The sequence below is a fragment of the Bacillus sp. 01N45 genome (assembly GCF_056399205.1).
In genome coordinates this window covers 459,813-483,380 of sequence record NZ_JBFTQW010000002.1, presented here as the reverse complement: position 1 = coordinate 483,380, position 23,568 = coordinate 459,813, and the positions used below count along the sequence as shown (strand labels likewise).

The 23,568-nt window shown below is 31.9% G+C and carries 23 protein-coding genes and 1 riboswitch; of the genes, 19 read left to right on the top strand and 4 right to left on the bottom strand.

Annotated features, from left to right (window positions below; translation table 11 throughout):
• Positions 1-161 precede the first annotated feature (161 nt).
• The 3 genes from AC1DMU_RS06680 to AC1DMU_RS06670 all read left to right on the top strand — a co-directional run bounded on the left by AC1DMU_RS06680 (position 162) and on the right by AC1DMU_RS06670 (position 1,821).
• Positions 162-935, top strand: coding sequence for a DUF3959 family protein (locus tag AC1DMU_RS06680; protein ID WP_142291751.1), 774 nt, complete (start codon positions 162-164; stop codon positions 933-935).
• A 126-nt stretch (positions 936-1,061) separates the two neighbouring features.
• Positions 1,062-1,478, top strand: a complete 417-nt coding sequence (locus tag AC1DMU_RS06675; RefSeq protein WP_088063584.1) for a DUF3995 domain-containing protein — start codon at positions 1,062-1,064, stop codon at positions 1,476-1,478.
• Between the two features lie 139 nt (positions 1,479-1,617).
• Positions 1,618-1,821: a hypothetical protein gene (locus AC1DMU_RS06670; RefSeq protein ID WP_000878362.1), complete on the top strand. Its 204-nt coding sequence runs from the start codon at positions 1,618-1,620 to the stop codon at positions 1,819-1,821.
• 247 nt (positions 1,822-2,068) lie between these two features.
• Here AC1DMU_RS06670 and AC1DMU_RS06665 read toward each other — a convergent pair whose 3' ends face one another.
• Positions 2,069-2,281 carry a hypothetical protein gene (locus AC1DMU_RS06665; RefSeq protein WP_048547123.1) on the bottom strand — a complete coding sequence of 71 codons (213 nt, stop codon included), beginning with the start codon at positions 2,279-2,281 and terminating at the stop codon, positions 2,069-2,071.
• A gap of 229 nt (positions 2,282-2,510) precedes the next feature.
• Between AC1DMU_RS06665 and AC1DMU_RS06660 the strand changes: the two genes are divergently transcribed.
• The 6 genes from AC1DMU_RS06660 (at position 2,511) to AC1DMU_RS06635 (ending at position 7,863) form a co-directional block, all read left to right on the top strand.
• Positions 2,511-3,515 (top strand): DUF1835 domain-containing protein, encoded by a 1,005-nt coding sequence (locus AC1DMU_RS06660; RefSeq protein WP_088063585.1) that lies wholly within the window; start codon positions 2,511-2,513, stop codon positions 3,513-3,515.
• Between the two features lie 149 nt (positions 3,516-3,664).
• Positions 3,665-4,069, top strand: coding sequence for a hypothetical protein (locus AC1DMU_RS06655; protein WP_088063586.1), 405 nt, complete (start codon positions 3,665-3,667; stop codon positions 4,067-4,069).
• A 159-nt stretch (positions 4,070-4,228) separates the two neighbouring features.
• Positions 4,229-5,464, top strand: coding sequence for a cytochrome P450 family protein (locus AC1DMU_RS06650; protein WP_088063587.1), 1,236 nt, complete (start codon positions 4,229-4,231; stop codon positions 5,462-5,464).
• 267 nt (positions 5,465-5,731) lie between these two features.
• Positions 5,732-7,015 carry an MFS transporter gene (locus AC1DMU_RS06645; RefSeq protein ID WP_088063588.1) on the top strand — a complete coding sequence of 428 codons (1,284 nt, stop codon included), beginning with the start codon at positions 5,732-5,734 and terminating at the stop codon, positions 7,013-7,015.
• Positions 7,005-7,634, top strand: coding sequence for a Vat family streptogramin A O-acetyltransferase (locus AC1DMU_RS06640; protein ID WP_088063589.1), 630 nt, complete (start codon positions 7,005-7,007; stop codon positions 7,632-7,634). Before AC1DMU_RS06645 ends, AC1DMU_RS06640 begins: the two co-directional genes overlap by 11 nt.
• Before the next feature lie 73 nt (positions 7,635-7,707).
• Complete coding sequence (locus AC1DMU_RS06635) at positions 7,708-7,863, top strand: DUF1540 domain-containing protein (RefSeq protein ID WP_000046089.1); 156 nt, start codon at positions 7,708-7,710, stop codon at positions 7,861-7,863.
• Positions 7,864-7,965: 102 nt separating this feature from the next.
• Here AC1DMU_RS06635 and AC1DMU_RS06630 read toward each other — a convergent pair whose 3' ends face one another.
• Positions 7,966-8,463, bottom strand: a complete 498-nt coding sequence (locus tag AC1DMU_RS06630) for a PadR family transcriptional regulator (RefSeq protein ID WP_088063590.1) — start codon at positions 8,461-8,463, stop codon at positions 7,966-7,968.
• A gap of 140 nt (positions 8,464-8,603) precedes the next feature.
• Here AC1DMU_RS06630 and AC1DMU_RS06625 point away from each other — a divergent pair, with 140 nt between their 5' ends.
• From AC1DMU_RS06625 to AC1DMU_RS06600, 6 genes are all read left to right on the top strand, one after another.
• On the top strand, positions 8,604-9,818 hold the full coding sequence (locus AC1DMU_RS06625; protein ID WP_088063591.1) for a cytochrome P450: 1,215 nt from the start codon (positions 8,604-8,606) through the stop codon (positions 9,816-9,818).
• A gap of 204 nt (positions 9,819-10,022) precedes the next feature.
• A complete protein-coding gene (locus AC1DMU_RS06620; RefSeq protein ID WP_088063592.1) occupies positions 10,023-10,601 on the top strand; it encodes a cysteine dioxygenase family protein in 579 nt (192 codons plus the stop codon).
• Between the two features lie 177 nt (positions 10,602-10,778).
• Positions 10,779-11,630 carry a Cof-type HAD-IIB family hydrolase gene (locus tag AC1DMU_RS06615; protein WP_088063593.1) on the top strand — a complete coding sequence of 284 codons (852 nt, stop codon included), beginning with the start codon at positions 10,779-10,781 and terminating at the stop codon, positions 11,628-11,630.
• A 460-nt stretch (positions 11,631-12,090) separates the two neighbouring features.
• Positions 12,091-13,878, top strand: coding sequence for an ATP-binding protein (locus AC1DMU_RS06610; protein ID WP_476941484.1), 1,788 nt, complete (start codon positions 12,091-12,093; stop codon positions 13,876-13,878).
• 222 nt (positions 13,879-14,100) lie between these two features.
• On the top strand, positions 14,101-16,227 hold the full coding sequence (locus AC1DMU_RS06605) for a peptidoglycan D,D-transpeptidase FtsI family protein (protein ID WP_088063594.1): 2,127 nt from the start codon (positions 14,101-14,103) through the stop codon (positions 16,225-16,227).
• A 336-nt stretch (positions 16,228-16,563) separates the two neighbouring features.
• Complete coding sequence (locus AC1DMU_RS06600) at positions 16,564-17,742, top strand: macrolide family glycosyltransferase (RefSeq protein WP_088063595.1); 1,179 nt, start codon at positions 16,564-16,566, stop codon at positions 17,740-17,742.
• 49 nt (positions 17,743-17,791) lie between these two features.
• Here AC1DMU_RS06600 and AC1DMU_RS06595 read toward each other — a convergent pair whose 3' ends face one another.
• Positions 17,792-18,472 carry an aspartate/glutamate racemase family protein gene (locus AC1DMU_RS06595; RefSeq protein WP_088063596.1) on the bottom strand — a complete coding sequence of 227 codons (681 nt, stop codon included), beginning with the start codon at positions 18,470-18,472 and terminating at the stop codon, positions 17,792-17,794.
• Between the two features lie 153 nt (positions 18,473-18,625).
• A riboswitch (SAM riboswitch) is annotated at positions 18,626-18,741 on the top strand.
• Between the two features lie 138 nt (positions 18,742-18,879).
• On the opposite strand from AC1DMU_RS06595, the gene AC1DMU_RS06590 reads away from it, so the two are divergent.
• The 4 genes from AC1DMU_RS06590 to AC1DMU_RS06575 all read left to right on the top strand — a co-directional run bounded on the left by AC1DMU_RS06590 (position 18,880) and on the right by AC1DMU_RS06575 (position 22,175).
• Positions 18,880-19,428 carry an ECF-type riboflavin transporter substrate-binding protein gene (locus tag AC1DMU_RS06590; RefSeq protein WP_001038206.1) on the top strand — a complete coding sequence of 183 codons (549 nt, stop codon included), beginning with the start codon at positions 18,880-18,882 and terminating at the stop codon, positions 19,426-19,428.
• Positions 19,429-19,438: 10 nt separating this feature from the next.
• A complete protein-coding gene (locus AC1DMU_RS06585) occupies positions 19,439-21,139 on the top strand; it encodes an ABC transporter ATP-binding protein (protein WP_088609358.1) in 1,701 nt (566 codons plus the stop codon).
• Positions 21,132-21,932 (top strand): energy-coupling factor transporter transmembrane component T family protein, encoded by an 801-nt coding sequence (locus AC1DMU_RS06580; protein WP_088063598.1) that lies wholly within the window; start codon positions 21,132-21,134, stop codon positions 21,930-21,932. The genes AC1DMU_RS06585 and AC1DMU_RS06580 overlap by 8 nt, the downstream gene beginning before the upstream one ends.
• 135 nt (positions 21,933-22,067) lie before the next feature.
• The gene (locus AC1DMU_RS06575; RefSeq protein ID WP_000120182.1) at positions 22,068-22,175 is read left to right on the top strand and encodes a YjcZ family sporulation protein; all 108 of its coding nucleotides are present in this window, start codon (positions 22,068-22,070) and stop codon (positions 22,173-22,175) included.
• Positions 22,176-22,267: 92 nt separating this feature from the next.
• Here AC1DMU_RS06575 and AC1DMU_RS06570 read toward each other — a convergent pair whose 3' ends face one another.
• A complete protein-coding gene (locus tag AC1DMU_RS06570) occupies positions 22,268-23,536 on the bottom strand; it encodes a sensor histidine kinase (RefSeq protein WP_088063599.1) in 1,269 nt (422 codons plus the stop codon).
• Positions 23,537-23,568 lie beyond the last annotated feature (32 nt).

Genomic DNA, 23,568 nt, shown 5'->3' with positions numbered 1-23,568 from the left:
TTTTCATGTAAATAAGGATATCCTTTGTCATGTATCTTTTCTTTTATGTATTTACTTTATTTACATACAGGTTTAAGATATTTTTTAGAAATACAAAATCTACATCATATGGAAAAGCAATATGAATTGATTCAAAAGAAATTTGAAAGGAATGAGGAATTGTGAAGAAATTAGATGTGTTATTAATGCTATTAAGCGGCCTCTTTCCAGTTGCAGGAATTATGAAGCAAATCCCACTAGAACAATCTTTATATATCGGAGGCCTTTTATTTTTTACTAGTTTCGGTAGCTATTTTGCGAAAAAAATATATTCACGTATATGTAGTTGGATAGCGTATGCGCCATTTATAGCACTGCTGTTAGTCATTTGGCATCAAGATATTTCAACAAGTTCAATAATAGGGAATGCGAAAATCGCCGCTTGTATCGCTTTAATTCCATGTTTATTCCGTTTTCGTACATATGGACTTACTTTCGGTTTATTCTCATTATGGGCCGCTTTACTTTGGGATATTAAAGAAGTACAGTCGTTAGTCATACTTGAACGTATGTCGAGTTTAATGACAAGTCATTACTTATATCTTCTACTGTTAGTTGGAGGACTTATATTAGGTGGATTACTTGCGATGTTATTACATCGTAAAGAGCAGGATGATAATAAAGAAAATATAAATCTATTTCAACAAAAAAAGAAGCGCAAAAAATTATCATTTAAGATTCCACTTCCTAGATTACCGAAATTAAAGATCAAATTATTTAAGTTTGGTGGAAAAGTATCAAAACGAAATACGCCAGAAAAAATACGTGAGCATAATTACGAAGAACCAGCTCAAGCTGGAACATATGAAATGACAGAGCAAATAGATCCATATAAAGAAGGTATTGCTCAAGGACAAACGAGGATGGAACGTCGTAGAAATAGGTATAATGCATAAGATATTTGAGTAACCCTTTAATGATTTATCATTGAAGGGTTTTTTATGTAATTATATAGATTGCTAATGAGGAATTTATAGCATACCCTAAAGTTAAGGACTTAAATAAAATAATGGGAGGACAAAATGCTTATTATTACATATATTTCTGTCTGTATATTATTTTTAGTTAGCTTTTTACATGTTTACTGGGCTTTCGGAGGTAAGTGGGCGACAAATAGTGTCATTCCAACAAAATCTGGAGAAAAGGCGTTTATACCAGGTGTAGGAATGACATTGTTCATTGCTTTATTATTAAGTATGGCGGCAATAATTTTATTACAACAAACAAATGTTGTTCATTTCGAAGTTCCTAATATTATCGTTCAATTGGGCTCCTGGATTTGTATGATTGTTTTTTTTATAAGAGTAATTGGTGAGTTTCATTATTTTGGCATCTTTAAGCGAAAAAAAGATACGTATTTTGCTAAAATGGATACTGTTTTATATATACCACTTTGTGCATTTTTATCTTTAGCATTCTTACTAGCAATTATAACGTGAACATAAAATAGTAACTGCTTTTTCTAAAATAAATAAACGTGAATTGGCAAGGAGTAAAAGTGAGAAATCTAGTAGTAAATAAAAAGGATGTAAGCGTCTTCTTATCGAAATATAGATTATTATGAAAGGCGGTGACACTATGAAGTATGTTAAAGTCTGTATGAATGGCGGAAGTGAACACAAATTCTCGATGACTTTAGATCGGTTTGAAGAACTTATTACTACAGAGAATGGACTATTAGAAAATAAATTAGTTAGTATTGAAAATGTAATGATTAATCCTACTAATATATCTTCTGTAGTTGAAAAAATTGGTGTACCGGCTAAGTTTATGGAAGCTTAAAAATCGGTACATAAAAAACATCCATAGGGATGTTTTTTATGTGTAAATATAATAATTATACAATTAATAAATGAGCAGAATTTTTAGCAATACGTATACATTTGATGTTTAATAGATGCACAATAAAATAAGTACAAGCATATATTATATTGTAGGACAAGACCTTCGTGTCCTACTTAATACTCAGAAAAAACCTCTATCACATGAGAGCATCCGATTGCAGGGTGCTCTTTTTTTATCCGGCTCTTTAACTTTCAATTTTAAACATATCTTTGATGCTCATAAATATTAAAAATAAAATAATAGCAAAAATTAAGTTAGATAAATAGAAATCTTGATGAAATAGTAATTCAAAGATGACATCGAAAACATATAATAAGGCGATAGTAGGTAATATACAAATAAATATAAATCTCCAATTTTTCAAATAATGTTTATAAGTAGTAATCGCTTTCTCCATACATATAGCTCCTATATTTTTTATTTTCTATATAAGTATACATTTAAATAAAGGGATTTACAAAAGAATATTTAGTAATTAAGAATTGTAGGAGAGATTTTTTTGAAAATGTGGATAGCTGTAGCAATCTGAATAATAAATGCTTTTACTTTAAAAAAACTTTAAAAGAATGATACTAAAATGATACACTATAATATACGTTATTTATGAAATGAATAGAGGGATTTGTATGATAGATAAAATCAAAAATGTTGTAGAGGATATGTACGAAGATGAAGCAAAACATTTACTTCAAAGTATTCTTATTCAGTTGAATTTATTAGAAGAAAACTATAGTGAAGATGCAATTAAAAATTTGATGGATATTCCTAAGCAACTAACGAGTAATACATCATATATAAGAAATGTAAAAGAAAGCTCACACGTACATATTGCGTTTGATGATTCAACAGCTGGATGTTTAAAATATATGTTTAGTCAAGAAGAACAATTGGAAGAGAGGGTTGTCGCTTTTTCTGAATTCTTTTCAATTGGGCCGATAAACAAGCTACATATGAATGAGGGACAACTTGCAAGACAGAAATGGTTAGTAAACAATTTAACTGCTTATGATAATTATTTTGAAGAAGAGTATTTACCAAGGTTTTTAGAAACTATGGAAGAACTACACACTATTCCTATTGAAACACCTATTACAATTTGGAAAGCTAATAACGCACATGAACATGTAGGTCTATGTTTTGTAATGGCGCAATTAAAAGATAAGAAAAACATTCGCGTTATTAATACGTCTGAAGCAAGTAAAGAAATATTAAAAAAAGAGTATGCTATTCGTGGAACTGGAGAGTTAGCACCTGAAAGTTTAGCTCTAATTCAAAAAAGTTTTGTAGAATTGCCATATTTAACTGTAGAGAAACGTATGCAGTTTGAACATGAGTGGGATAGTCTATCGAAAAGTACGGAATTTTTAAGAGTTTGGACAGACAATGAAGTGCGTTCTGTACAAGAAGATTATTTTGATCAATTTATTATTGAATGTGCGAAAAGTATTGGTGCTGATCGAGAATTCCTAAAAGCCCCTAGGGTAATTGGTGAAGCACTTGGTCATGTAGAGCAGTTAGTTGGCGATACGTTTTTAGAATATCGCTTAAAGGAATTAATTAAACAAGAAGTATTTGAATTTGAAGGTTCGTTAGATGAAATGCGTTTTTATAGTGTGAAATTAAGAAAATAATACATCTATTCCGATTATGAAGAAGCTCGTATTTTTAAAATACGAGCTTTATTTTTTTGTTGAATTTAGGCTATACATAAGCTTCCTATAGGAGGCAAATCACATATGAATGTTAAAGGTACTGAATGAAAAGTAGGTGATTTGTTAATATGTATAACCAGCAAAATTATCCATATGATCAAGGGGTGTATTATAATCCACAAAACTACGGGTATGAATCTGTAAATGAAGTGAGAGATATGGAACAAGAAGATTATAGACCAGATGATGCGGAAGATGCTCCAACGTCACCACCACCATCTCAAGCTCCATCGTTACCATCCACATTTGCTTCGCCAGCACAACCAGGAAATATGAAATCATGGATGTGTAACTGTCTAGGAAGATGGGGATTTTTACGTTTACATCGTCCAGGACCTTTCGGGAGAGACTTATGGTTCTTTCCGACTGAAGTGAGAAGAAACGGAGTATCAGGTTACACTTGGCAAGGTGGTCGTCGTCGTAAAGTAAGTTATCGCTATCAACAAATTAGTAATTTCATGTGCTTCGCATAAAGAAAAGTGAGAGAGTAGAAAGATCTTACTCTCTCACTTTTTTATTTTTCAATATATGAAGTAAGATTTTGATTAAAAATTTACAATTTTCACGTTTTTATTAGAGTATAATGCATATGTTGGTTGGTTTTTAAAAACAAATGAGAGTGAGGGAATACAATGTCAATGAAAAATAAAGTTGGGCAAAGAATAGAAGATGGCATTAATTTGGCTTCAGCGCAGTTTAAAGAAGATGCATATGAAATTTATAAAGAATCGCGAAAAATGCAACCTATATTATTTGTAAATGAAGTTGAAATCGGTAAAGAATGGCTCATTACAAGATATGAAGATGCATTGCCACTTCTAAAAGATAATCGCTTAAAAAAAGATGCGGCAAATGTGTTTCCTCAAGATACAACGAACATGTATCTTTCCGTTGACAATAGTGATCATTTAACAACGCACATGTTAAATTCAGATCCACCTAATCACAGTCGTTTACGATCTTTAGTTCAAAAAGCTTTTACACCGAAGATGATTACACAATTAGACGGAAGAATTCAGAGAATAGCGGATGATTTAATAAGAGAGATAGAGCGAAAAGGTACATTAAATCTAGTGGATGATTATTCATTCCCCTTACCAATCATTGTGATTAGTGAGATGCTTGGTATTCCAAAAGAAGATCAAGCGAAATTTAGAATTTGGTCTCATGCTGTCATTGCATCGCCAGAAACACCTGAAGAAATAAAGGAAACCGAAAAACAACTATCTGAGTTTATTACATATCTTCAATATATAGTTGATATAAAACGAAAAGATCCAAAAGAAGATTTGGTTAGTGCGCTAATACTTGCAGAAAATGAAGGGCATAAACTTAGTGCTCCAGAGCTATATTCAATGATAATGCTATTAATCGTAGCAGGGCATGAGACAACAGTGAATTTAATTACGAATACGGTATTAGCACTTCTTGAAAATCCAAATCAATTACAGTTATTAAAAGGTAATCCAAAATTAATTGATTCTGCAATTGAAGAAGGATTGCGTTATTATTCTCCAGTTGAGGTTACAACTGCAAGATGGGCAGCTGAGCCTTTTCAAATTCACGAACAAACAATCCAAAAAGGGGATATGGTTGTCATTGCATTAGCTTCGGCAAACCGCGATGAAACAATATTTGAAAACCCAGATGTATTCGATATTACTCGGGAGAATAATCGTCACATTGCATTTGGGCATGGTAGCCATTTCTGCTTAGGCGCTCCGCTTGCTAGGTTGGAAGCAAAGATTGCTATTACTACTTTGTTTAATCGAATGCCTGCTTTGCAATTAAAAGGAAATCGTGAAGATATTAAATGGCAAGGTAATTATTTAATGCGTTCTTTAGAGGAATTACCATTAACATTCTAGAATATTTATTTTAAGACATGCATACATCGAAAATGCTTTACATAGAGTATGTATGTGTTATTTAAATTCGAAACGGAAGGGTGAACACATCCCAATGATCAACTAATTCTATTTGTAAGAGATCTTCGTTAAAAAACGAAATATTCTTCTGAATAGGGTTAGTCTGTACATTTATAGAAAAGGGATGTATTTCGCTCTGCGAATATATAGTCTTTTTATATGATTTGTGCTGCCTCCTGTTCAGAACACGAAATAGGAGGCCTTTTTATGTCGACAAATATAGTAACGAAACAAAATAATGGGGTATCACAAGTATTGAAAAATAGATTTGTACAGGGAATTTTAGCTTCAGCATTATTTTTACAAATTGGAATATGGGTTCGAAACTTTGCCGTATTACTGTATGTAATGGAAATGACGAAAGGTGATGCTTTTGCTATTTCAATGATTTCAGTTGCTGAATTTGCGCCCATTTTTATTTTCTCATTCATTGGTGGAACTTTTGCTGATAGGTGGAAGCCGAAGAGGACAATGATATGGTGTGAGACGTTAAGTTCTATTTCAGTATTCGCTGTATTAATTACACTAATGTTTGGAACGTGGAAAATCGTGTTTTTTGTCACGCTTATTTCTGCAATCCTTTCGCAGTTTTCTCAACCATCAGGGATGAAATTGTTTAAACAGCATTTATCAACGGAACAAATTCAATTAGCGATGTCTATATATCAAACAATATTTGCGATTTTTATGGTGTTAGGACCGATTCTTGGAACATTTATCTTTCATAGTTTTGGAATTTATATTTCAATTATCATAACAGGTATCGCTTTTTTACTGGCAGCTGCTGTGTTGTTATTTCTTCCGAAAGATCTTGAGAATGATAATGAGAAGAAAGAAATCACGCTACTACAGGAGATGCTGGATGGTATTAAATATGTGAAAAAGAAAAAAGCATTAACTTTGCTTGGGCTTTGTTTTATGGCAGCAGGACTAGGTATAGGATTGATTCAGCCATTAGGTATATTTATTGTGACTGAGCAGTTAGGGTTATCAAAAGAGAGTTTGCAATGGTTACTAACAGTAAATGGCGCGGGTATGATTGTTGGCGGAGCTTTAGCGATGGTATTTGCGAAAAACGTAGCTCCGCAAAAGATGTTAATTGTAGGGATGCTCGGTCAGGCGATCGGCATTGGTATTATAGGTTATTCAACGAATTTATGGGTGACACTTACAGCACAACTTTTTAGTGGGTTAGCTCTTCCATGTATCCAAATAGGTATTAATACGCTCATTATTCAAAATAGCGATACTGATTTTATCGGTCGTGTAAATGGCATTTTAAGTCCACTATTTACCGGTTCAATGGTAGTAACAATGAGTGTAGCCGGTTCATTAAAAGAGGTGTTCTCATTAAGTACGATGTATGAGGGAACAGCTTTACTATTTATAATTGGATTATTATTTATTTTACCTATATACAATTTAAAGCCAGTAATAGCGGTAGAAAGTGAAATAAATGGTAAGGGAAGTGCTGTACAACATGAATCCTAATCCAAATGTTAAATATCCTATTGAAGGAAATCAAAATGTCCATTTTATAAAAAATACAATAACGAAAGCTAATATACTTGTTGGTGACTATTCTTATTATGATGCGAAAGATGGAGAAACATTTGAAGATCGAGTATTACATCATTATGAATTTCTTGGAGATCATCTTACTATTGGAAAGTTTTGTTGTATTGCAAATGGAGTTACCTTTATTATGAACGGAGCGAATCATCGGATGGATGGATTTTCGGCATATCCATTTAATATATTTGGAAATGGGTGGGAGAAGTATACACCTAATTTGTCTGATTTACCTTACAAAGGGGATACAGTTATAGGAAATGATGTATGGATTGGTATGGATGCAACGATTATGCCTGGAATAAAAATAGGAGATGGTGCAATCATTGCAGCTAAATCTGTTGTGACTAGAGACGTCGCACCATATACAATTGTTGGCGGAAACCCTGCAAATAAAATAAAGGAACGATTTACAAATACAATAGTAGAAGAGTTATTGCAAATTCAATGGTGGCATTTTGACATTGAAAAAATAACAGAAAATATAGATGCTATTGTACAAGGAAATATTGAACCATTAAGAAAGCTAAAAAGGTAATAAAAAATGCATGACAAAGAGTATCATACCTCCGAATTTTGTTAATGATAATAGAACAAGGAGGTGTGATACTATGGCACAAGACGTTTTATGTGAAGTAAACAACTGTAAATTTTGGGCTAACGGCAATAAATGTAGTGCAGATGCAATTTATGTAGTAAGTCATAAAGGGAAACATGCATCAACTACGGAAGAAACAGATTGCAAAACTTTCGATCCAGAAGTATAAATTTTTTGAAGGGTAGCCAAATCGTGGTTGCCCTTTTATTAATTATAGTATTGATAATAAATCTCATTTTCATTCATTATTTTTAACTTTTCTTGTTAATTTTTATATTTTCTTCATAAGTGATGTAATCCAGAGTAATTCGTGTTCTATACGTGATTTACTAAATTCAATAACTTCTGTAATAAAAGATGAGCTAACATCTAAAGATTGAATAGCAGTAAGCTGTTTATGTAGTACGTCTTGGCGTATTGTTAAAATTTCTTTTCTACCTTCGTAATCAAGTTTTTCAAATAGAGCGATACGTACAAGGAACTCAGCGTTATTTGTCGCAATTTTTTCAGGAAACTCTCTTAACATCTCTGAAAAAATTTCTTCACCTGTTTCAGTTATATCGTACATATTTCGGTTTGGCTTTCCGACTTGTTTATGTATTTTTTTCGTTATAGCACCCATATTTTCGAAGCGCCGAAGAGCGGGATAAAGTGTGTTATGATTTAATTCGAAATTCTCACCTAACCGGTTTTGAACATTTTTCTTTATTTCATATCCATGTTTTGGTCCAGTTGTTAATTCTGCTAATAGTAAAATGTCAACGTACATAAAAATCCCCCTTATATATTTCTCAAGTTCTCCAATAAAAAATCTCCTTTAGTATATGTTAAAATAACATATGTTAGATTATACAACTTTGAACTACCGACCTATCACTTTTATTGTAAAAGAAAAGGGAGGAAAGAACTATGGCTTCGCCGGAAAATGTGATTTTAGTTCATGAAATTTCAAAGCTGAAAACAAAAGAAGAATTGTGGAATCCGTATGAGTGGTATCAATTTATGAGGGATAATCACCCTGTACATTACGATGAAGAGCAAGATGTATGGAATGTTTTTTTATACGATGATGTAAATCGAGTTTTATCGGATTATCGCTTATTTTCAAGTAGAAGGGAGCGAAGACAATTCGCAATCCCTCCTTTAGAAACTAGGATAAATATAAACTCTACGGATCCACCAGAACATCGCAATGTACGTTCTATCGTTTCTAAAGCATTTACTCCAAGAAGTTTAGAACAATGGAAACCCCGAATACAGGCAATCGCAAATGAACTTATAGAACATATCGAAAAATATAGTGAGGTTAATATTGTTGAAGAGTTTGCTGCACCTTTACCTGTTACCGTCATATCCGATTTATTAGGAGTGCCAACAACGGACCGTAAAAAAATTAAAGCATGGTCTGATATTTTATTTATGCCGTATAGTAAAGAAAAGTTTAGTGATCTGGATGCGGAAAAGGGTATAGCACTAAATGAATTTAAAGCATATCTTCTACCGATTGTTCAGGGAAAGAGGTACCATTTAACCGATGATATTATTTCGGATTTAATACGAGCTGAATATGAAGGCGAAAGATTAACAGATGAAGAAATTGTTACTTTTTCTTTAGGTTTATTAGCGGCAGGCAATGAAACAACTACTAATTTAATTATTAATAGCTTTTATTGCTTTTTAGTGGATTCACCTGGGACATATAAAGAATTAAGAGAAGAACCTAAATTAATTTCAAAGGCAATTGAGGAAGTATTGCGCTATCGCTTTCCCGTTACATTAGCTAGGAGGATTACAGAGGATACAAATATATTTGGGCCTTTTATGAAAAAGGATCAAATGATTGTTGCGTGGGTAAGTGCAGCAAATTTAGATGAGAAAAAGTTTTCGCAAGCCTCTAAATTTAATATACACCGAATAGGAAATGAAAAGCATTTAACATTTGGTAAAGGTGCACACTTTTGCTTAGGAGCACCACTTGCACGTTTAGAAGCTGAGATTGCATTAAGAACTTTCATAAATGCTTTTGAAAAAATAGAGTTATCTCCATTGTTCAATTTAGAAAAATGTCTATTGGAAAATGAACAAACGTTAAATTACTTACCTATTCTTTTGAATAATAGGTAAATCGATCAGCAAGGTACAAATTTACTGTACCTTGTTTTTTTATCCCGCGTTAACGGACAGTAAACGTCCGATTGGTTCAACTAATAATCAGTGGGAGATGAACAAAACCCCCACTGATTAAAGTTTCACTTTATTTCTCAATTGTAAAATTTTAGTTAGTTATTTAGTATGGAGGTGTGTGAAAAAGAATGGAGGAGGACGCTTATGTTAACGTGTAATGGAAGTAAAACGTTTCAAACATTTATTAAAGCTGTAACGGATTTAATGGATAGTAATTTATTAGAAGATCAAATTGTTTGTGCGATTGAAAAATTACTAGAAGAACTTTTAGAAAAGAAAACATGGCTTCCGTTAGAAAAACAGAAGGCGAATTCGGCTCAATACGCACGACATTTGTTATATGAAGATCCTTTTAATCGTTTTGAAGTATTAGCTCTTGTATGGAAAGATGGACAATCTACACCTTTACATGATCATGATGGTACATGGGGAGTAGAAGGCGTTTTTACAGGGAGGATAATGGTGCAAAACTTTATACAAACGAAGCAGTTTGAAAATTCACTTGTTTATTTAACACATACAGGAAATCTTTATTTGGGAGAAGGAGAAACAGATAAAGTCATTCCACCAGCTGATTGTCATATTCTTGAAATAGCTAAAAATGAAAGCGTTGTCACTATTCATATTTACGGAAAACGTTTAGAAAAGTTTAAAGTATATGTCCCAACTGAAGAAAAGAGTGTTTACATGTGTGAGACGAAATATATTAGTTATAGTTCATAGTATAAAATCAAAAACTTTTCTTTAAAAAGAAAAGTTTTTGATTTTATTATTAATTATTTCTTGACCTGAAACGCTTTTCATAAATTATAAATAAGGAGTACTTCACGAGATCAGTATGAAAACGATACCTTTTGTTTATAATGAACTCGTGTATTTATAGAAAGTGGTGAAGAAATAATGAAATTAATCGCAATTGATTTAGATGGAACTCTTCTTTCAGGGAATAAAATGATTAGTAAAGAGAATGCAGAAGCAATTCAAAAATGTCAGGAAGCGGGTCATGTTGTAGCAATTTGTACAGGACGTTCTATCGTCGACATTGAAAGATTGTTGTTAGAAGTTAATTTAGAGTGTCCAATTATTGCGGAAAATGGTGCGCTTATATATAAAGATAAAAAAATGATGAAGAGATATCCAATTCAAAATATGCAAGCACTTGAAATTGTAGAATATCTTGAAGAGAATGGCTTATATTATCAGCTTTATACTGATAAAGGTGTGTATGTACCGGATTATGGAGTAGAGAGTGTACGTAATGAAATTGAGTATGTGAAGAGTTCAAAAGAAAATTTCGACTTGAAAGAATTAGAAACGATCGCAGCTTTATACCTTGAGCATACAGCGTTTCATAGTGCAGAAAGTTGTAAACCGATTATAGAAACTGATATACATGTGCATAAGCTTTTACCATTTTCTTATGACATAGAAAAATTAAAAAAGTTAAAAGCAGCGTTTCTGCATAATACTGATTTAGCAATTACATCTTCATATTGGCATAATTTAGAAATTAATCATCGAGATGCTCAAAAAGGAAATGGATTATATACTTTAGCAGAACATCTAAATATTCCAGTTGAAAATACTGTAGCGATAGGTGATGGGCTAAACGATGTATCCATGATGGAAAAAGCAAACATATCAATTGCAATGGGGAACGCAGTCGAAGAAATAAAAGCAATGTGTAAATACGAAACTTTATCAAATGAAGAACACGGTGTTGCACATGCTTTATATAAATATGTAATGTAATATAAAAAGAAAAAAAGAATCCAAATGGATTCTTTTTTTCTTTTTATTAGGGGTAAGGTATTCTATGAGATTCATAGAAGCCTTATTACTTTTTATTATATAGAATATATTGGAATAAATGTTTATATTTTTCATATTAATTGTGAAAATTTTATGAACTTTATATTTTTTGTATTTTTATACTACTAAAATCGATGTGTATGACTCTGATATTAAAATCCGGTTTCTGCATGAGTATCCGTTTTAGATTGGTCGTACATTCAGAATTAATATGTGATGAACAAAATACGTACTGATTAAGGATTCATTTTATACGCAAATTCTTCTCTATTTTAATTGAAAAATAAAATTTATTCGAATAATTATTCTGCAGCTATATACCTAAAGGCACATTCTACGTATAATGGAGAAGTATAAATTTTGAATTTGTATTAATTTTACATATTGAGGTGAAAAAGGAATGAATGCGCGGCTAATGGAACTTATTGATGTGAGTACAATAGAAACCATGGCAGAACAGTTTTATAAATTAACCAACATATCACATCAACTTCTTGATGCTGAAAAAGAATGTATATTTTCTTTTGGAATAAATGAAATGAAAATATGTAAACTTCCCAAAATTGAAATCCCCATTTTTTTATACAATCAACATTTAGGATCTTTTGTAGTATGGTCAAACAAAAGTGACATTTTCAATTGTCAAAAATACTTTGAAATGCTTTCAAATCTAATTATAGATGGAGCAACAAAGGTATTTCAAAGTAAAAATACAACGTTGCTTTCTCGAAAAGAGGAGGAACTGCATACGATTTTACAAAACATGCCTGTTATGGTTGATGCGCTTGATTATAATGGAGATTTTGTATTGTGGAATCGGGAGTGTGAAATTGTAACAGGTTATACAGCTGAAGAAATAATAGGGAATCCAAATGCCCTACAATTATTGTACCCAGATCATAATTATCGTCACCAAATACAAACGAAATTTTTAACGTGTGGAAAAAATTTCAGGGATTGGGAAATGCACTTAACATGTAAAAATGGTGAAATCAAAACAATCATGTGGTCCAATATATCAGAACAGTTTCCTGTAACAGGATATAGCTACTGGGCTGTCGGAGTAGATATTACACATTTAAAAGCGATAGAAGACCAGTTAAAACAACAAACGTCTGAATTGGAATTAATTTTTAAGGCTTTACCAGATTTATGTTTCTTAACAGAAGATGATGGCACAATTATAGATTATAAAGCAGGATCCCCTTCGAAATTTTACGTACCGGCACAAGCTTTTATGGGAAAAAAGTTTTTCGAAGTATTACCATCTCCAGTAGCACAGCAGTTTCAGGAAGCAATTCATCAAGTGAAGGAAAAAGGGACGAATGTAATTGTTGAATATCCACTTACAATTAATGGGAGTGTCGATTTCTTTGAAGCTAGATGCTTACCATTATTACATGATAAAATTATGATCATTGTACGCGATATTACAGAACGGAAAAAGACAGAAGAATTGCTAAATAAATCAGATACACTTGCAGCAATTGGTCAATTAGCAGCTGGTGTGGCTCATGAAGTGAGGAACCCATTAACTGTCATTAAAGGGTTTATACAGTTATTTCAAATTAATAAAGAAGATCAAGAAAAATATTTTGATTTAATGCTTTCTGAAATTGAAAGAATAGAAGCGATTCTTCAAGAGTTTTTATCAATTGCTAAAACAGATGAGATAAATACAGAACAAAGAAATATTTATCAAATTTATAATAATGTCATATCGTTAATGAATACAAAAGCAATTATGACGAATATTCAAGTGGAACTATATGCAGACAACAAAGACATAAGCATTGAATGCTCAGAAAATCAATTGAAACAAGTGTTTATTAATATTTTGCAAAATTCAATCGAAGCTATGCCAGATGGCGGGAAAATTACAATTCATATTAAAGAGATAAACGATCAAGGTGTCATTATTCATGTAATTGATGAAGGAATAGGGATACCTGAAGATAGAATTAAGAGATTAGGTGAGCCTTTTTATAGTACGAAAGAAAAAGGTACCGGTATCGGATTAATGTTAAGTTATAAAATCATTGAAAGTCATCAAGGAAATATAAGTATTATGAGTGAAGTTGGAGTCGGGACAACAGTAACGATTTACTTGCCGAAAGCTCAGAGCGAAAAATCTCTATCAAATTATGATGATAGATTCGAATCAATACGTCCAATTATTAACTCTTAAATTACTAAATCCCCAATAACCAAAAGCTTAACTTTTGGTTATTGGGGATTTTTATATTTAATTTAGTAAACTTTACCTTTTCTTAACCTTTGTTTTAATTTCTATTAAGTTTTTATCAGTATATTAATATTTGTGCAAAGTACTGTATAGAAAATGTGCATTACTTTTAATATATAGATTCAATTATTAGTAGGAATTCGGTAAGGAGGAGATTATGACAAGGTGAAAAAGCATGAGAAAAAAAGTGGTAGAGCAATACCGACGCGGTTAAATATTTTATTTCTTTGTGTATTTTTATTATTTTCTGCAATGATTATACAGTTAGGTAAAGTGCAAATTTTCGATGGAGAGACTTATAAAAATGAAGTAGAAAAGAGAGAAAATGCAACTGTGAGCCTATCTGTCCCACGCGGAAAAATATTTGATAGAGAAGGCAATCCAGTAGTTGATAATAAATCTTTACGTACAATTACATATACAAAGATGAAAGGTGTAAAATCAGAAGATATATTAAAAACTGCAAGACAACTTGCAGACATAATTGAAATGCCGCAAGAAGATATAGCTAAGTTAACTGAGACAGATAAGAAAGATTTTTGGATGCAATTAAATCCGAAACTGGCTGAAAATCTAGTATCGAAAAAAGAAATAGATACATTTAGAGAAAAGGATATTAGCGGCAAGAAGCTAGATAAAAAAATAGAAGAGTTAAAAAGAAAACGGGTTACAGATAAAAATCTTCAGGAATTAACAGAGAAAGATATAAAAGTGTTAGCTATTAAAAGTAAGATGACTTCTGGTTATCAAATGGCTCCTCAAATTATTAAAAAAGATGTTAGTGAAAAGGAATTTACTATAATTAGTGAAGGTTTAGCGAATCTCCCAGGTGTAGACGTATCGGTTGATTGGGAGAGAGTGTATGTAAATGATGGATTATTCCGATCTGTTCTTGGAAATGTTTCTAATTCCGATGAAGGATTACCAAGTGAACGATTAGATTACTACTTGGTACGTGATTATAGCCGAAATGATAGGGTTGGAAAAAGTTATATTGAGCAGCAATACGAAGATGTACTTCATGGTACAAAAAAAGAAGTAAGAAGCGTTGCAGATAAACAAGGTAATACAATTAGAACGGAAATCGTTTCTGAGGGAAAGAGCGGTAAGAATTTAACTTTAACAATAGATATGGAATTACAGAAGAAAGTAGAAGAAAGTATTGAAAAAATATTAAAGACATATAAAGGGTCAGAATCCATGTTGGACCGTGCTTTCGTTGTGATGATGAATCCGAAAAACGGACAAGTATTATCCATGGCCGGGAAAAGACTTGTAGAAAAAGACGGAAAAACAGAAGTTGAAGACTATGCATTAGGCACAATGACTAGTTCTTATGAGCTTGGATCAACAGTGAAAGGTGCGACAGTTTTAACTGGATTTGAAACGAAAGCTATAACACCAGGTACTTATTTTTATGATGCACCTATGAAGTTTAAAGGAACAAAGGAAAAAAAGTCTTGGAAAGAGTTTGGAAATATTGATGATTTAAGAGCGTTACAAGTCTCTTCAAACGTTTATATGTTTCATACAGCATTAAAAATTGCAGGTGTAGATTATGTGAAAAATAGTTCATTAAATATTAAACAGGAGTACTTTGATAAAATGAGGTATTATTTCAGGCAATTTGGATTAGGTGTTCCAACGGGTATTGATTTACCAAATGAAACAGCTGGACAAATTGGTAAAAAAGATAATCAACCTGGTTTCTTACTAGACTACTCAATTGGCCAGTATGACACCTATACGCCACTTCAACTTGTACAGTATATTTCAACAATCGCAAACGGTGGATATCGAATGAAGCCACAAATTGTTCAAGAGGTAAGAGAGCAAACGTCGCAAAAAGATGAAATTGGTAAAGTGGTACATGCAGTAGAACCAATCGTTTTAAATAAGATAGATATGAAAGAGGAATATATAAATCAAGTAAAAGAAGGATTTAGAAAGGTATTCCAAGAAGGTGATGGAACAGGAGTAAGGGCGTTCCAAAAAGCATCTTATAAGCCAGCAGGTAAAACAGGGACAGCGCAGACAGTATACGGTGGAGAACGTGATATTGGAAGAAATGAAAAAGGTGAGCGAAGAGAATGTTATAATTTAACGTTAGCAGGATATGCGCCGTATGATAATCCTGAAGTAGCATTCTCTGTAGTTGTGCCGTGGGTTATTAATGATAAATCTGGTATTAACTCTGATATTGGAAAAGAAGTTTTAGATGCTTATTTTGAACTGAAAAATAAGAGATTGACTGGAGAAACTATAAAAATAGATAGCTCTCAAGAAGGTTAAAACATATGAAATAGTACAGAAACTAGAGTCGACTTATTTAGAAATAGGTTCAAAATGGGTGATAGGGAGGTAAAATCATTCTATCAATTATTCACATTTTATAAAATAAATCATATATTGATAGCATAGGACAAGCTGAAAAGCTTATTCTAACCTCACAGAACACTCCTTATCACGGTTTGGCATCTACTTATGTAGATGCCTTTTTTAATTTAATCACTAACAATTATTTATCAACCTAAAGTAGCAAGCATATTAGGACTATTAGGTGAAGATTGACGGTAATAATTACAGTATGCTTAATAAGCGAATTGAAATGTAAGGAGTGAGAAATAAGTGCTAAATATTTTAGTGGTTAATTTTCCAGCAGAGGGACATGTAAATCCTACATTAAGTTTAGTCAAAGCCTATACTGAACGAGGTGATCACGTACATTATATTACGACAGAACAATTTAAAGGCAGAATTGAAGATTTGGGAGCTACTGTATATACACATCCAGATTTATTAAAGGAGATTTCTATTGATTCTGAAACTCCAGATGGGCTGAATTCTTTCTTTCGTGTACATGTTCAAACTTCTTTATATATATTAGAAATTATGAAACAATTATGTGAAAACATACATTTTGATTTCGTAATTTATGATATATTTGGCGCTGGAGAGTTAGTAAAGGAGTATTTACAAATTCCAGGCATAGTTTCTTCTCCTATATTTTTAATTCCTCCAAATTTTTTGGAAACATTACCTTTTCATCCAAATGCAGAAATACCATTCCAACCTGATAAAATTTCTGAACAGTTACTATATCAAATGGAACATGAATTTGGAGTAACACCTAAAAATAATCTTCAATTTATGCATAACAAGGGAGATATTACTCTTGTGTACACAAGTCGCTATTTTCAACCTAATAGCGATTTATTTGGAAGAAATAACATTTTTATTGGACCGAGTATTTCAAAGCGTAAAACAAATGTACAGTTTCCATTTGAATTACTTAAAGATAAGAAAGTTATTTATATTTCAATGGGGACACTGCTTGAAGGACTCGAACCATTCTTTAATACTTGCATTGATACTTTCTCGGATTTTGATGGAATAGTTGTAATGGCAATTGGTGATAGAAATGATTGTTCAAAAATTAAGAAAGCGCCAGACAATTTTATAATTGCTTCATACGTACCCCAATCAGAAATATTAAGTGAAGCAGATGTTTTCATTACACATGGTGGTATGAATAGCGTACACGATGCCATTTATTTTAATGTCCCATTTGTTATAATTCCACACGATAAAGACCAGCCAATGATAGCGCAAAGATTAACTGAACTTGAAGCAGCACATCGGTTATTGAAAGAGAATGTTAATGTGCAAACTTTAAATGAAGCGGTAACAGACGTTCTTTCAAATGAAAAGTATAAACATGGTATACGAAAACTGAATGATAGTTTTTTAGAATGTGGTGGTACTAAAGAAGCAATTGCAGTGATTACATCTCTTTTAAATAAATAGTTTAGCCAAGATAAAAACATAGAGGCACTACCTTTATGCTTTTATATTATTATACTGCAAACTGCACAGCAGTATTTGCATGTAAAAAAGCGGTATCAAAAACAGGTACAGTAAGGTCGTTTTGGGAAATGAGCAATGGTATTTCAGTGCAGCCTAGCAATATACCTTCTGCGCCATTTTGAATTAATGAGTTTGTAATTTGTAATAGCTTTTCTTTTGATGTTTCTGAAATAATTCCTTTACTTAATTCATTTAAAATAACATGATGAATAAAATTTCTTTCCTCTTTATTTGGAATAATTGTCTCAATGTTATAGTTCGCTAGACGTGATTTATAGAAGTCTTGTTCCATCGTTTGTTTCGTACCTAATAGTCCGATCCGTTTTATATTCTGCTCTACCATTTTTTTAGCACTTACATCACCAATGTGAAGAAGTGGAATAGATATTGCCTGTTCTACTTCTTCAGCAAATAAATGGACCGTATTGGAACACATTAATAAACATTCAGCCCCGGACTTTTCAACCTTTTTTGCAACTGTGACTAATTCGTTTTTCACTTCTTCGTATTGATGATTTTGTAATAAAGTAGTTACTTCACCAAAGTCCATGCTATATAAAACAAGCTTCGCATTTTGATCGTATTGAGAGAGTGTAAGTGTATTAATATGTTTATAGTATAACGATGTAGATTCCCAACTTAGTCCACCAATTAAACCGATTACTTTCATCGTACATTCCTCCCGTAACTATTTTGAATTCATTATTTCATAATTCCGATAAGAATACAATGATTTAAATGTGCCGTTAAACGAAAAATAAAAATAATTAGAAAAGTGTTGAAATTTATACTTATTAGTGCCATAATACGAATTACAAATTAATACTTATCCAGAGAGGTGGAGGGAACGGCCCTATGAAACCTCAGCAACCCCTATATAAATTTATAGGAAGGTGCTAATTCCGCAGAGGACACGATGTGTTTTTTGGAAGATAAGAGGATTCTTGAACGTGAAGAAAATGACCTCTTATGTAAGGGGTCATTTTTTGTTGTATAGAAAGGGAGTGTCGATGCATAATTCATTTTCAAAATAAATATAGAGTAATAAAAGTTGACTAATACGGGAGGGGAATTGTAATGAACAAATTATCAACAAAGTTAGTAGTAGCAATCGGAATTGGAGCAGCATTATACGGGATATTAGGACTTTGGGGATTTTCTATTGCACCCAATACATTTATTAAACCTGCATTAGCTATTTTAACCGTTTTTGGAGCGTTATTTGGTCCAGTGGCAGGACTTTTAATAGGACTTATCGGTCATACCGTAACAGATACAATCGCTGGATGGGGTATTTGGTGGGGGTGGGTTATTAGTTCAGGCATTATCGGCTTTGCAATGGGACTCATTCAAAAAAGAGTTAGCTTTAGTGTGAAAAACGGGACGTATAATAAGCGGGATATTTCTTATTTAGCCATTACTGGGTTAATTGGTATTGTCATTGCTATTATATTTGCTGGGGCATTCGATGTTATTGTGATGGGAGAACCATTTGACAAAATTGTTATACAAGTATTAGGAGCAACAATTGCTGATGTTATTGTATTTTTAGTTCTTGGATTGCCAATTACAATAGGTTTAGCTAAATCTAATAAGAAACATACACATTTAAAAATTGAAAAGTAGGGATGTTAACATGCAACCAATCATTTCTTTTGAACAATTCAGCTTTCAATATGAACATGCTGCGCAACCTACTGTAAAAGACATTACATTTCATATATACCCTGGAGAAAAAGTACTAATTGCTGGACGTAGTGGTTCAGGAAAATCAACATTAGCTCATTGTATTAATGGGCTAATCCCATTTTCTTATGAAGGGAGTAGTACTGGAACTATTTCTATTGCGGGAAAAGATCCGAGGAAAGGGAGTATTTTTGAACAGAGTAAACAGGTAGGAACAATTTTGCAAGATCAAGATGCACAATTTATTGGTCTTACAGTAGAAGAAGATGTAGCTTTTTATTTAGAAAATGAATGTGTAAATCAAGATGATATGAAAAAGATTGTTTCAGAATCATTAAAAAAGGTAAAGATGCATACTTTTCATAAACAAAGTCCGCATGAATTATCAGGAGGGCAAAAACAAACTGTTTCTTTAGCCGGTCTGTTAACGACAAATGCTAATATTTTATTGTTTGATGAACCGTTAGCGAATTTAGATCCAGTAAGTAGCTTACATACGATAGAACTTATTAAAGATATACATAAACAATATAATAAAACAATTGTACTTATTGAACATCGAATAGAAGAAATGTTCAATCTGGATTTAGATAAAATTATTTTAATGGATGAAGGGGAAATCGTTGAGATAGGAACACCAGAAGAGATTTTGGCCTCAAATATATTACCATCTATTGGCTTAAGGGAACCTATGTACATTGAAGGATTAAAGAGATTACAGTTTGATAGTAATAATGAGGTAATATACCCACTTGAAAATCTTCAAAGAGAAAGTGTTCGTAGCGCAATAAATGAGTGGATGGAGAAGCAAGTTTTTTGTAAAAATACTCCTAAAAACAAAGAAATATTGAAAGTAGAAAATTTGTCGTTCTCCTATTCTAATAAACAAAAAGTATTAGACAATGTAAATTTCTCCATTAAAGAAGGGGAAATTGTTGCACTTTTGGGTCATAATGGAGCCGGTAAATCTACATTAGCTCATAGTCTTATAGGCATAAACAAAACAAAAAATGATAGGATTGTATTTGATGAAGTAAATATCAATTCTTGGTCTATTCGTAAACGTGGTGAAGTCATATCTTATGTAATGCAAAATCCAAATCATATGATTACACAACCTACTGTTATAGAAGAAGTTTCATTTTCATTAAAATTAAAAAAGGTTTCAAAGGAAGAAATTAAGCATAGAGCGGAGGAAACGTTAAAAATTTGTGGCTTGTATCCATTTCGAAATTGGCCAATCCAGGCATTAAGTTACGGACAAAAAAAGAGAGTAACGATTGCATCTGTACTAACAACCAATCCGAAACTTATTATTTTAGATGAACCGACAGCGGGACAAGATCATTATCATTATAAACAGTTTATGACGTTTATAAGAAAACTAGCTGCAAAGGGAATATCTTTTATTTTTATTACACACGATATGAATCTCACATTAGAATATGCAGACAGAGCGATAGTTCTACATGAAGGAGAAATTATTGCGAATAATACTGCATCTACTGTATTAGGGAATTCAGAAACTTTACATAGAGCGCACTTAGGGGAGAGTTCTTTATTCAAACTCGTTAAATTAAGTGGTATTGCAAAACCTGAAAGATTTATAGAACTTTATTTTGATGTTATGAGGAGGGAGGAAGGTGTATAATACATATTTTCATCGTATGGATGGAGCAGTGAAATTGTTGTTATTTATTTTTTGCATGACGCTTACTTTTTTATTTTTTGATTTTCGCGTATTGCTATTTGTATTTATGATTGGATGTATCGGACTATTTATTGCTAAAATTCCATTTCGTAAAATTTGCATTGTTTTTACTGTTATATTTACATTTAGTTTATTAAATTCTGTCATGATTTTATTTATTACACCAACTCATGGATCTGAATTAACCGAATCATATACTTCGTTTTTACATATCGGATATGCAACAATTACATATGAAACATTATTTTATGCAGCTACACTTTCATTAAAATATTTTACGTTATTACCATTTACACTTATTTATATATATACGACTGATCCAAGCAAATTTGTGAGTAGCTTAAGTAAATTTCGAATTCATTATAAGATTACATATGCAATAAATATTGCATTACGTTATATACCTGATATTCAGTCCGAATATAAAGTTATTAAACATGCACAAGAGGCAAGAGGAGTAGCTTTTGAAAAAGGAGAAGCAAGTTTATGGATTCGTATGAAAAACCGTGTCTTAATTTTTTGGCCTTTAATTATTCATTCACTAGATAGAATCGATACAGTTTCAAATGCAATGGATTTAAGAGGATTTGGAAAGAAGAATACACGAACTTGGTTTTATACAAATAAAGCGAAAAGCGGGGATTTCATTGCTTTATTTGTAGGTATTTTTATTTTAATTGTTGCAGTGTATTTAAAGTTACATGTATTTCAAAACTTTTGGTATCCATTTTAAAGCACTCTCAAATGAGTGCTTTTACTTATTTTTATGTGGACATGCTCAAAAAAGGGATATTTACATAATGTATAATACGAACCAGTTAAAATGATCAACTACCTATTAGTTTTCAAACCAAAAGGAGGAGAAAATATGAGTTACGGTGGTTCTTGTGGTTTTGGTGGAGGTTTCGCGTTATTAGTTGTGTTATTTATTTTATTAATTATCGTTGGATGCAGCTGCTGGGGCGGAGGGTACTAATTTCTAATTAGTCTCCACAAATGTAAACTTAAAAAACATAGAAGATACTTATGTATCGAAACAAATAAAAAAGGAGCAATTATGCTCCTTTTTTATTTGTTTTCAGATGAGTTCATATTACATTTCGGCAATGTAATTGTCAAAGTTGTACCTTTATTAATAACGCTTCGGATTTTCAAACTACCTTGCATCGTTTCAATGATTTTAACAGCAACCATTGTACCTAAACCTGTACCTTTTGTTTTTGTACTAAAATATGGTTCACCAAATCGATTTACTTGCTCTTGTGACATACCAATTCCGCTATCCTCAATTCGAATAATAACTTTATTATTACTAATAGATGAGGAGATATGTAAAGTACCACCATTAGGCATTGCTTCAATCCCATTTTTTATTAAGTTTAAAAAACATTGTTGAAAGTGCTGTTTATTGCCTACAATTGTTGCTGTGGAAAAATCTTTTGTAATATGTATTGTATTCATATTGCATAATGGTAAGATCATATTAATAACTCGGTTCAACTCTTGTTCTACTGAAATATGATCTGATTTTTCTGAAGCAGGTTTGGCAAACGTTAAATAATCATCAATAATTCCTTGTGCACGATGTAACTCTTCAAGTATATGTTCAATATACTCATCTCTTGATTCTGGAGTTAAATTAGGTGTTTTTAAAAGTTGAGTAAATCCTTTTACGACAGTTAAGGGGTTTCTTACTTCGTGCGATATACTAGCAGCAAGTTGGCTAACAATCTCCATTTTTTCCATTTTAATCATCTTCGATCGCATACATACTGCATCTTTTAAAACTTCATTAAAATAAATGCCAAACAACATCAAAATGGTTGGTAATATTATGAAATAAATAATGTACAAATTATTCACTTCAAAATCTGATAAAGTTAATACAATTACAGTTGTAAATATTGCTAGAAAAAATGTTAAAAACATTCCATAAGCTACTTTAATTTTTCTATTATACTTATTAAATTTTGCGGATGCGAATGCTGTAACGATAAACATTGTTCCATAAACTAGTATTGTTAACATACTAAATCCATAAAATGAAAATCTTGTAATTAATAAAATAGCAAACAAAATGATACCAACAGGGAAGCCACCATAAAGTGTGCCTATTATAACTGGTATTTGTCTTAAATCATGAATACAATTTTCATCCATATAGATTGGATAGCGCATACATAAAATAAGAGGGATACTCGTACAAAGGATAATAAGTAATTTTTTATATTTCTTTAAATAGCGTCCGCTATCATATATAAAATAAAAAATAAATATACTACTTAAAATGTAAAGAAGATTATTTAATACGTTTTGATTAATATAAACAAAGTTCATAATATTTTCCTCGTTATTTTGAATTTCCATTT

Excerpts from the sequence above, each read along its gene's own strand:
- AC1DMU_RS06675 (WP_088063584.1), top strand. The coding sequence starts at position 1,062 with ATGCTTATTATTACATATATTTCTGTCTGTATATTATTTTTAGTTAGC.
- AC1DMU_RS06670 (WP_000878362.1), top strand. The coding sequence starts at position 1,618 with ATGAAGTATGTTAAAGTCTGTATGAATGGCGGAAGTGAACACAAATTC.
- AC1DMU_RS06665 (WP_048547123.1), bottom strand. The coding sequence starts at position 2,281 with ATGGAGAAAGCGATTACTACTTATAAACATTATTTGAAAAATTGGAGA.
- AC1DMU_RS06660 (WP_088063585.1), top strand. The coding sequence starts at position 2,511 with ATGATAGATAAAATCAAAAATGTTGTAGAGGATATGTACGAAGATGAA.
- AC1DMU_RS06655 (WP_088063586.1), top strand. The coding sequence starts at position 3,665 with ATGTATAACCAGCAAAATTATCCATATGATCAAGGGGTGTATTATAAT.
- AC1DMU_RS06650 (WP_088063587.1), top strand. The coding sequence starts at position 4,229 with ATGTCAATGAAAAATAAAGTTGGGCAAAGAATAGAAGATGGCATTAAT.
- AC1DMU_RS06645 (WP_088063588.1), top strand. The coding sequence starts at position 5,732 with ATGTCGACAAATATAGTAACGAAACAAAATAATGGGGTATCACAAGTA.
- AC1DMU_RS06640 (WP_088063589.1), top strand. The coding sequence starts at position 7,005 with ATGAATCCTAATCCAAATGTTAAATATCCTATTGAAGGAAATCAAAAT.
- AC1DMU_RS06635 (WP_000046089.1), top strand. The coding sequence starts at position 7,708 with ATGGCACAAGACGTTTTATGTGAAGTAAACAACTGTAAATTTTGGGCT.
- AC1DMU_RS06630 (WP_088063590.1), bottom strand. The coding sequence starts at position 8,463 with ATGTACGTTGACATTTTACTATTAGCAGAATTAACAACTGGACCAAAA.
- AC1DMU_RS06625 (WP_088063591.1), top strand. The coding sequence starts at position 8,604 with ATGGCTTCGCCGGAAAATGTGATTTTAGTTCATGAAATTTCAAAGCTG.
- AC1DMU_RS06620 (WP_088063592.1), top strand. The coding sequence starts at position 10,023 with ATGTTAACGTGTAATGGAAGTAAAACGTTTCAAACATTTATTAAAGCT.
- AC1DMU_RS06615 (WP_088063593.1), top strand. The coding sequence starts at position 10,779 with ATGAAATTAATCGCAATTGATTTAGATGGAACTCTTCTTTCAGGGAAT.
- AC1DMU_RS06610 (WP_476941484.1), top strand. The coding sequence starts at position 12,091 with ATGAATGCGCGGCTAATGGAACTTATTGATGTGAGTACAATAGAAACC.
- AC1DMU_RS06595 (WP_088063596.1), bottom strand. The coding sequence starts at position 18,472 with ATGAAAGTAATCGGTTTAATTGGTGGACTAAGTTGGGAATCTACATCG.
- AC1DMU_RS06590 (WP_001038206.1), top strand. The coding sequence starts at position 18,880 with ATGAACAAATTATCAACAAAGTTAGTAGTAGCAATCGGAATTGGAGCA.
- AC1DMU_RS06585 (WP_088609358.1), top strand. The coding sequence starts at position 19,439 with ATGCAACCAATCATTTCTTTTGAACAATTCAGCTTTCAATATGAACAT.
- AC1DMU_RS06575 (WP_000120182.1), top strand. The coding sequence starts at position 22,068 with ATGAGTTACGGTGGTTCTTGTGGTTTTGGTGGAGGTTTCGCGTTATTA.
- AC1DMU_RS06570 (WP_088063599.1), bottom strand. The coding sequence starts at position 23,536 with ATGAACTTTGTTTATATTAATCAAAACGTATTAAATAATCTTCTTTAC.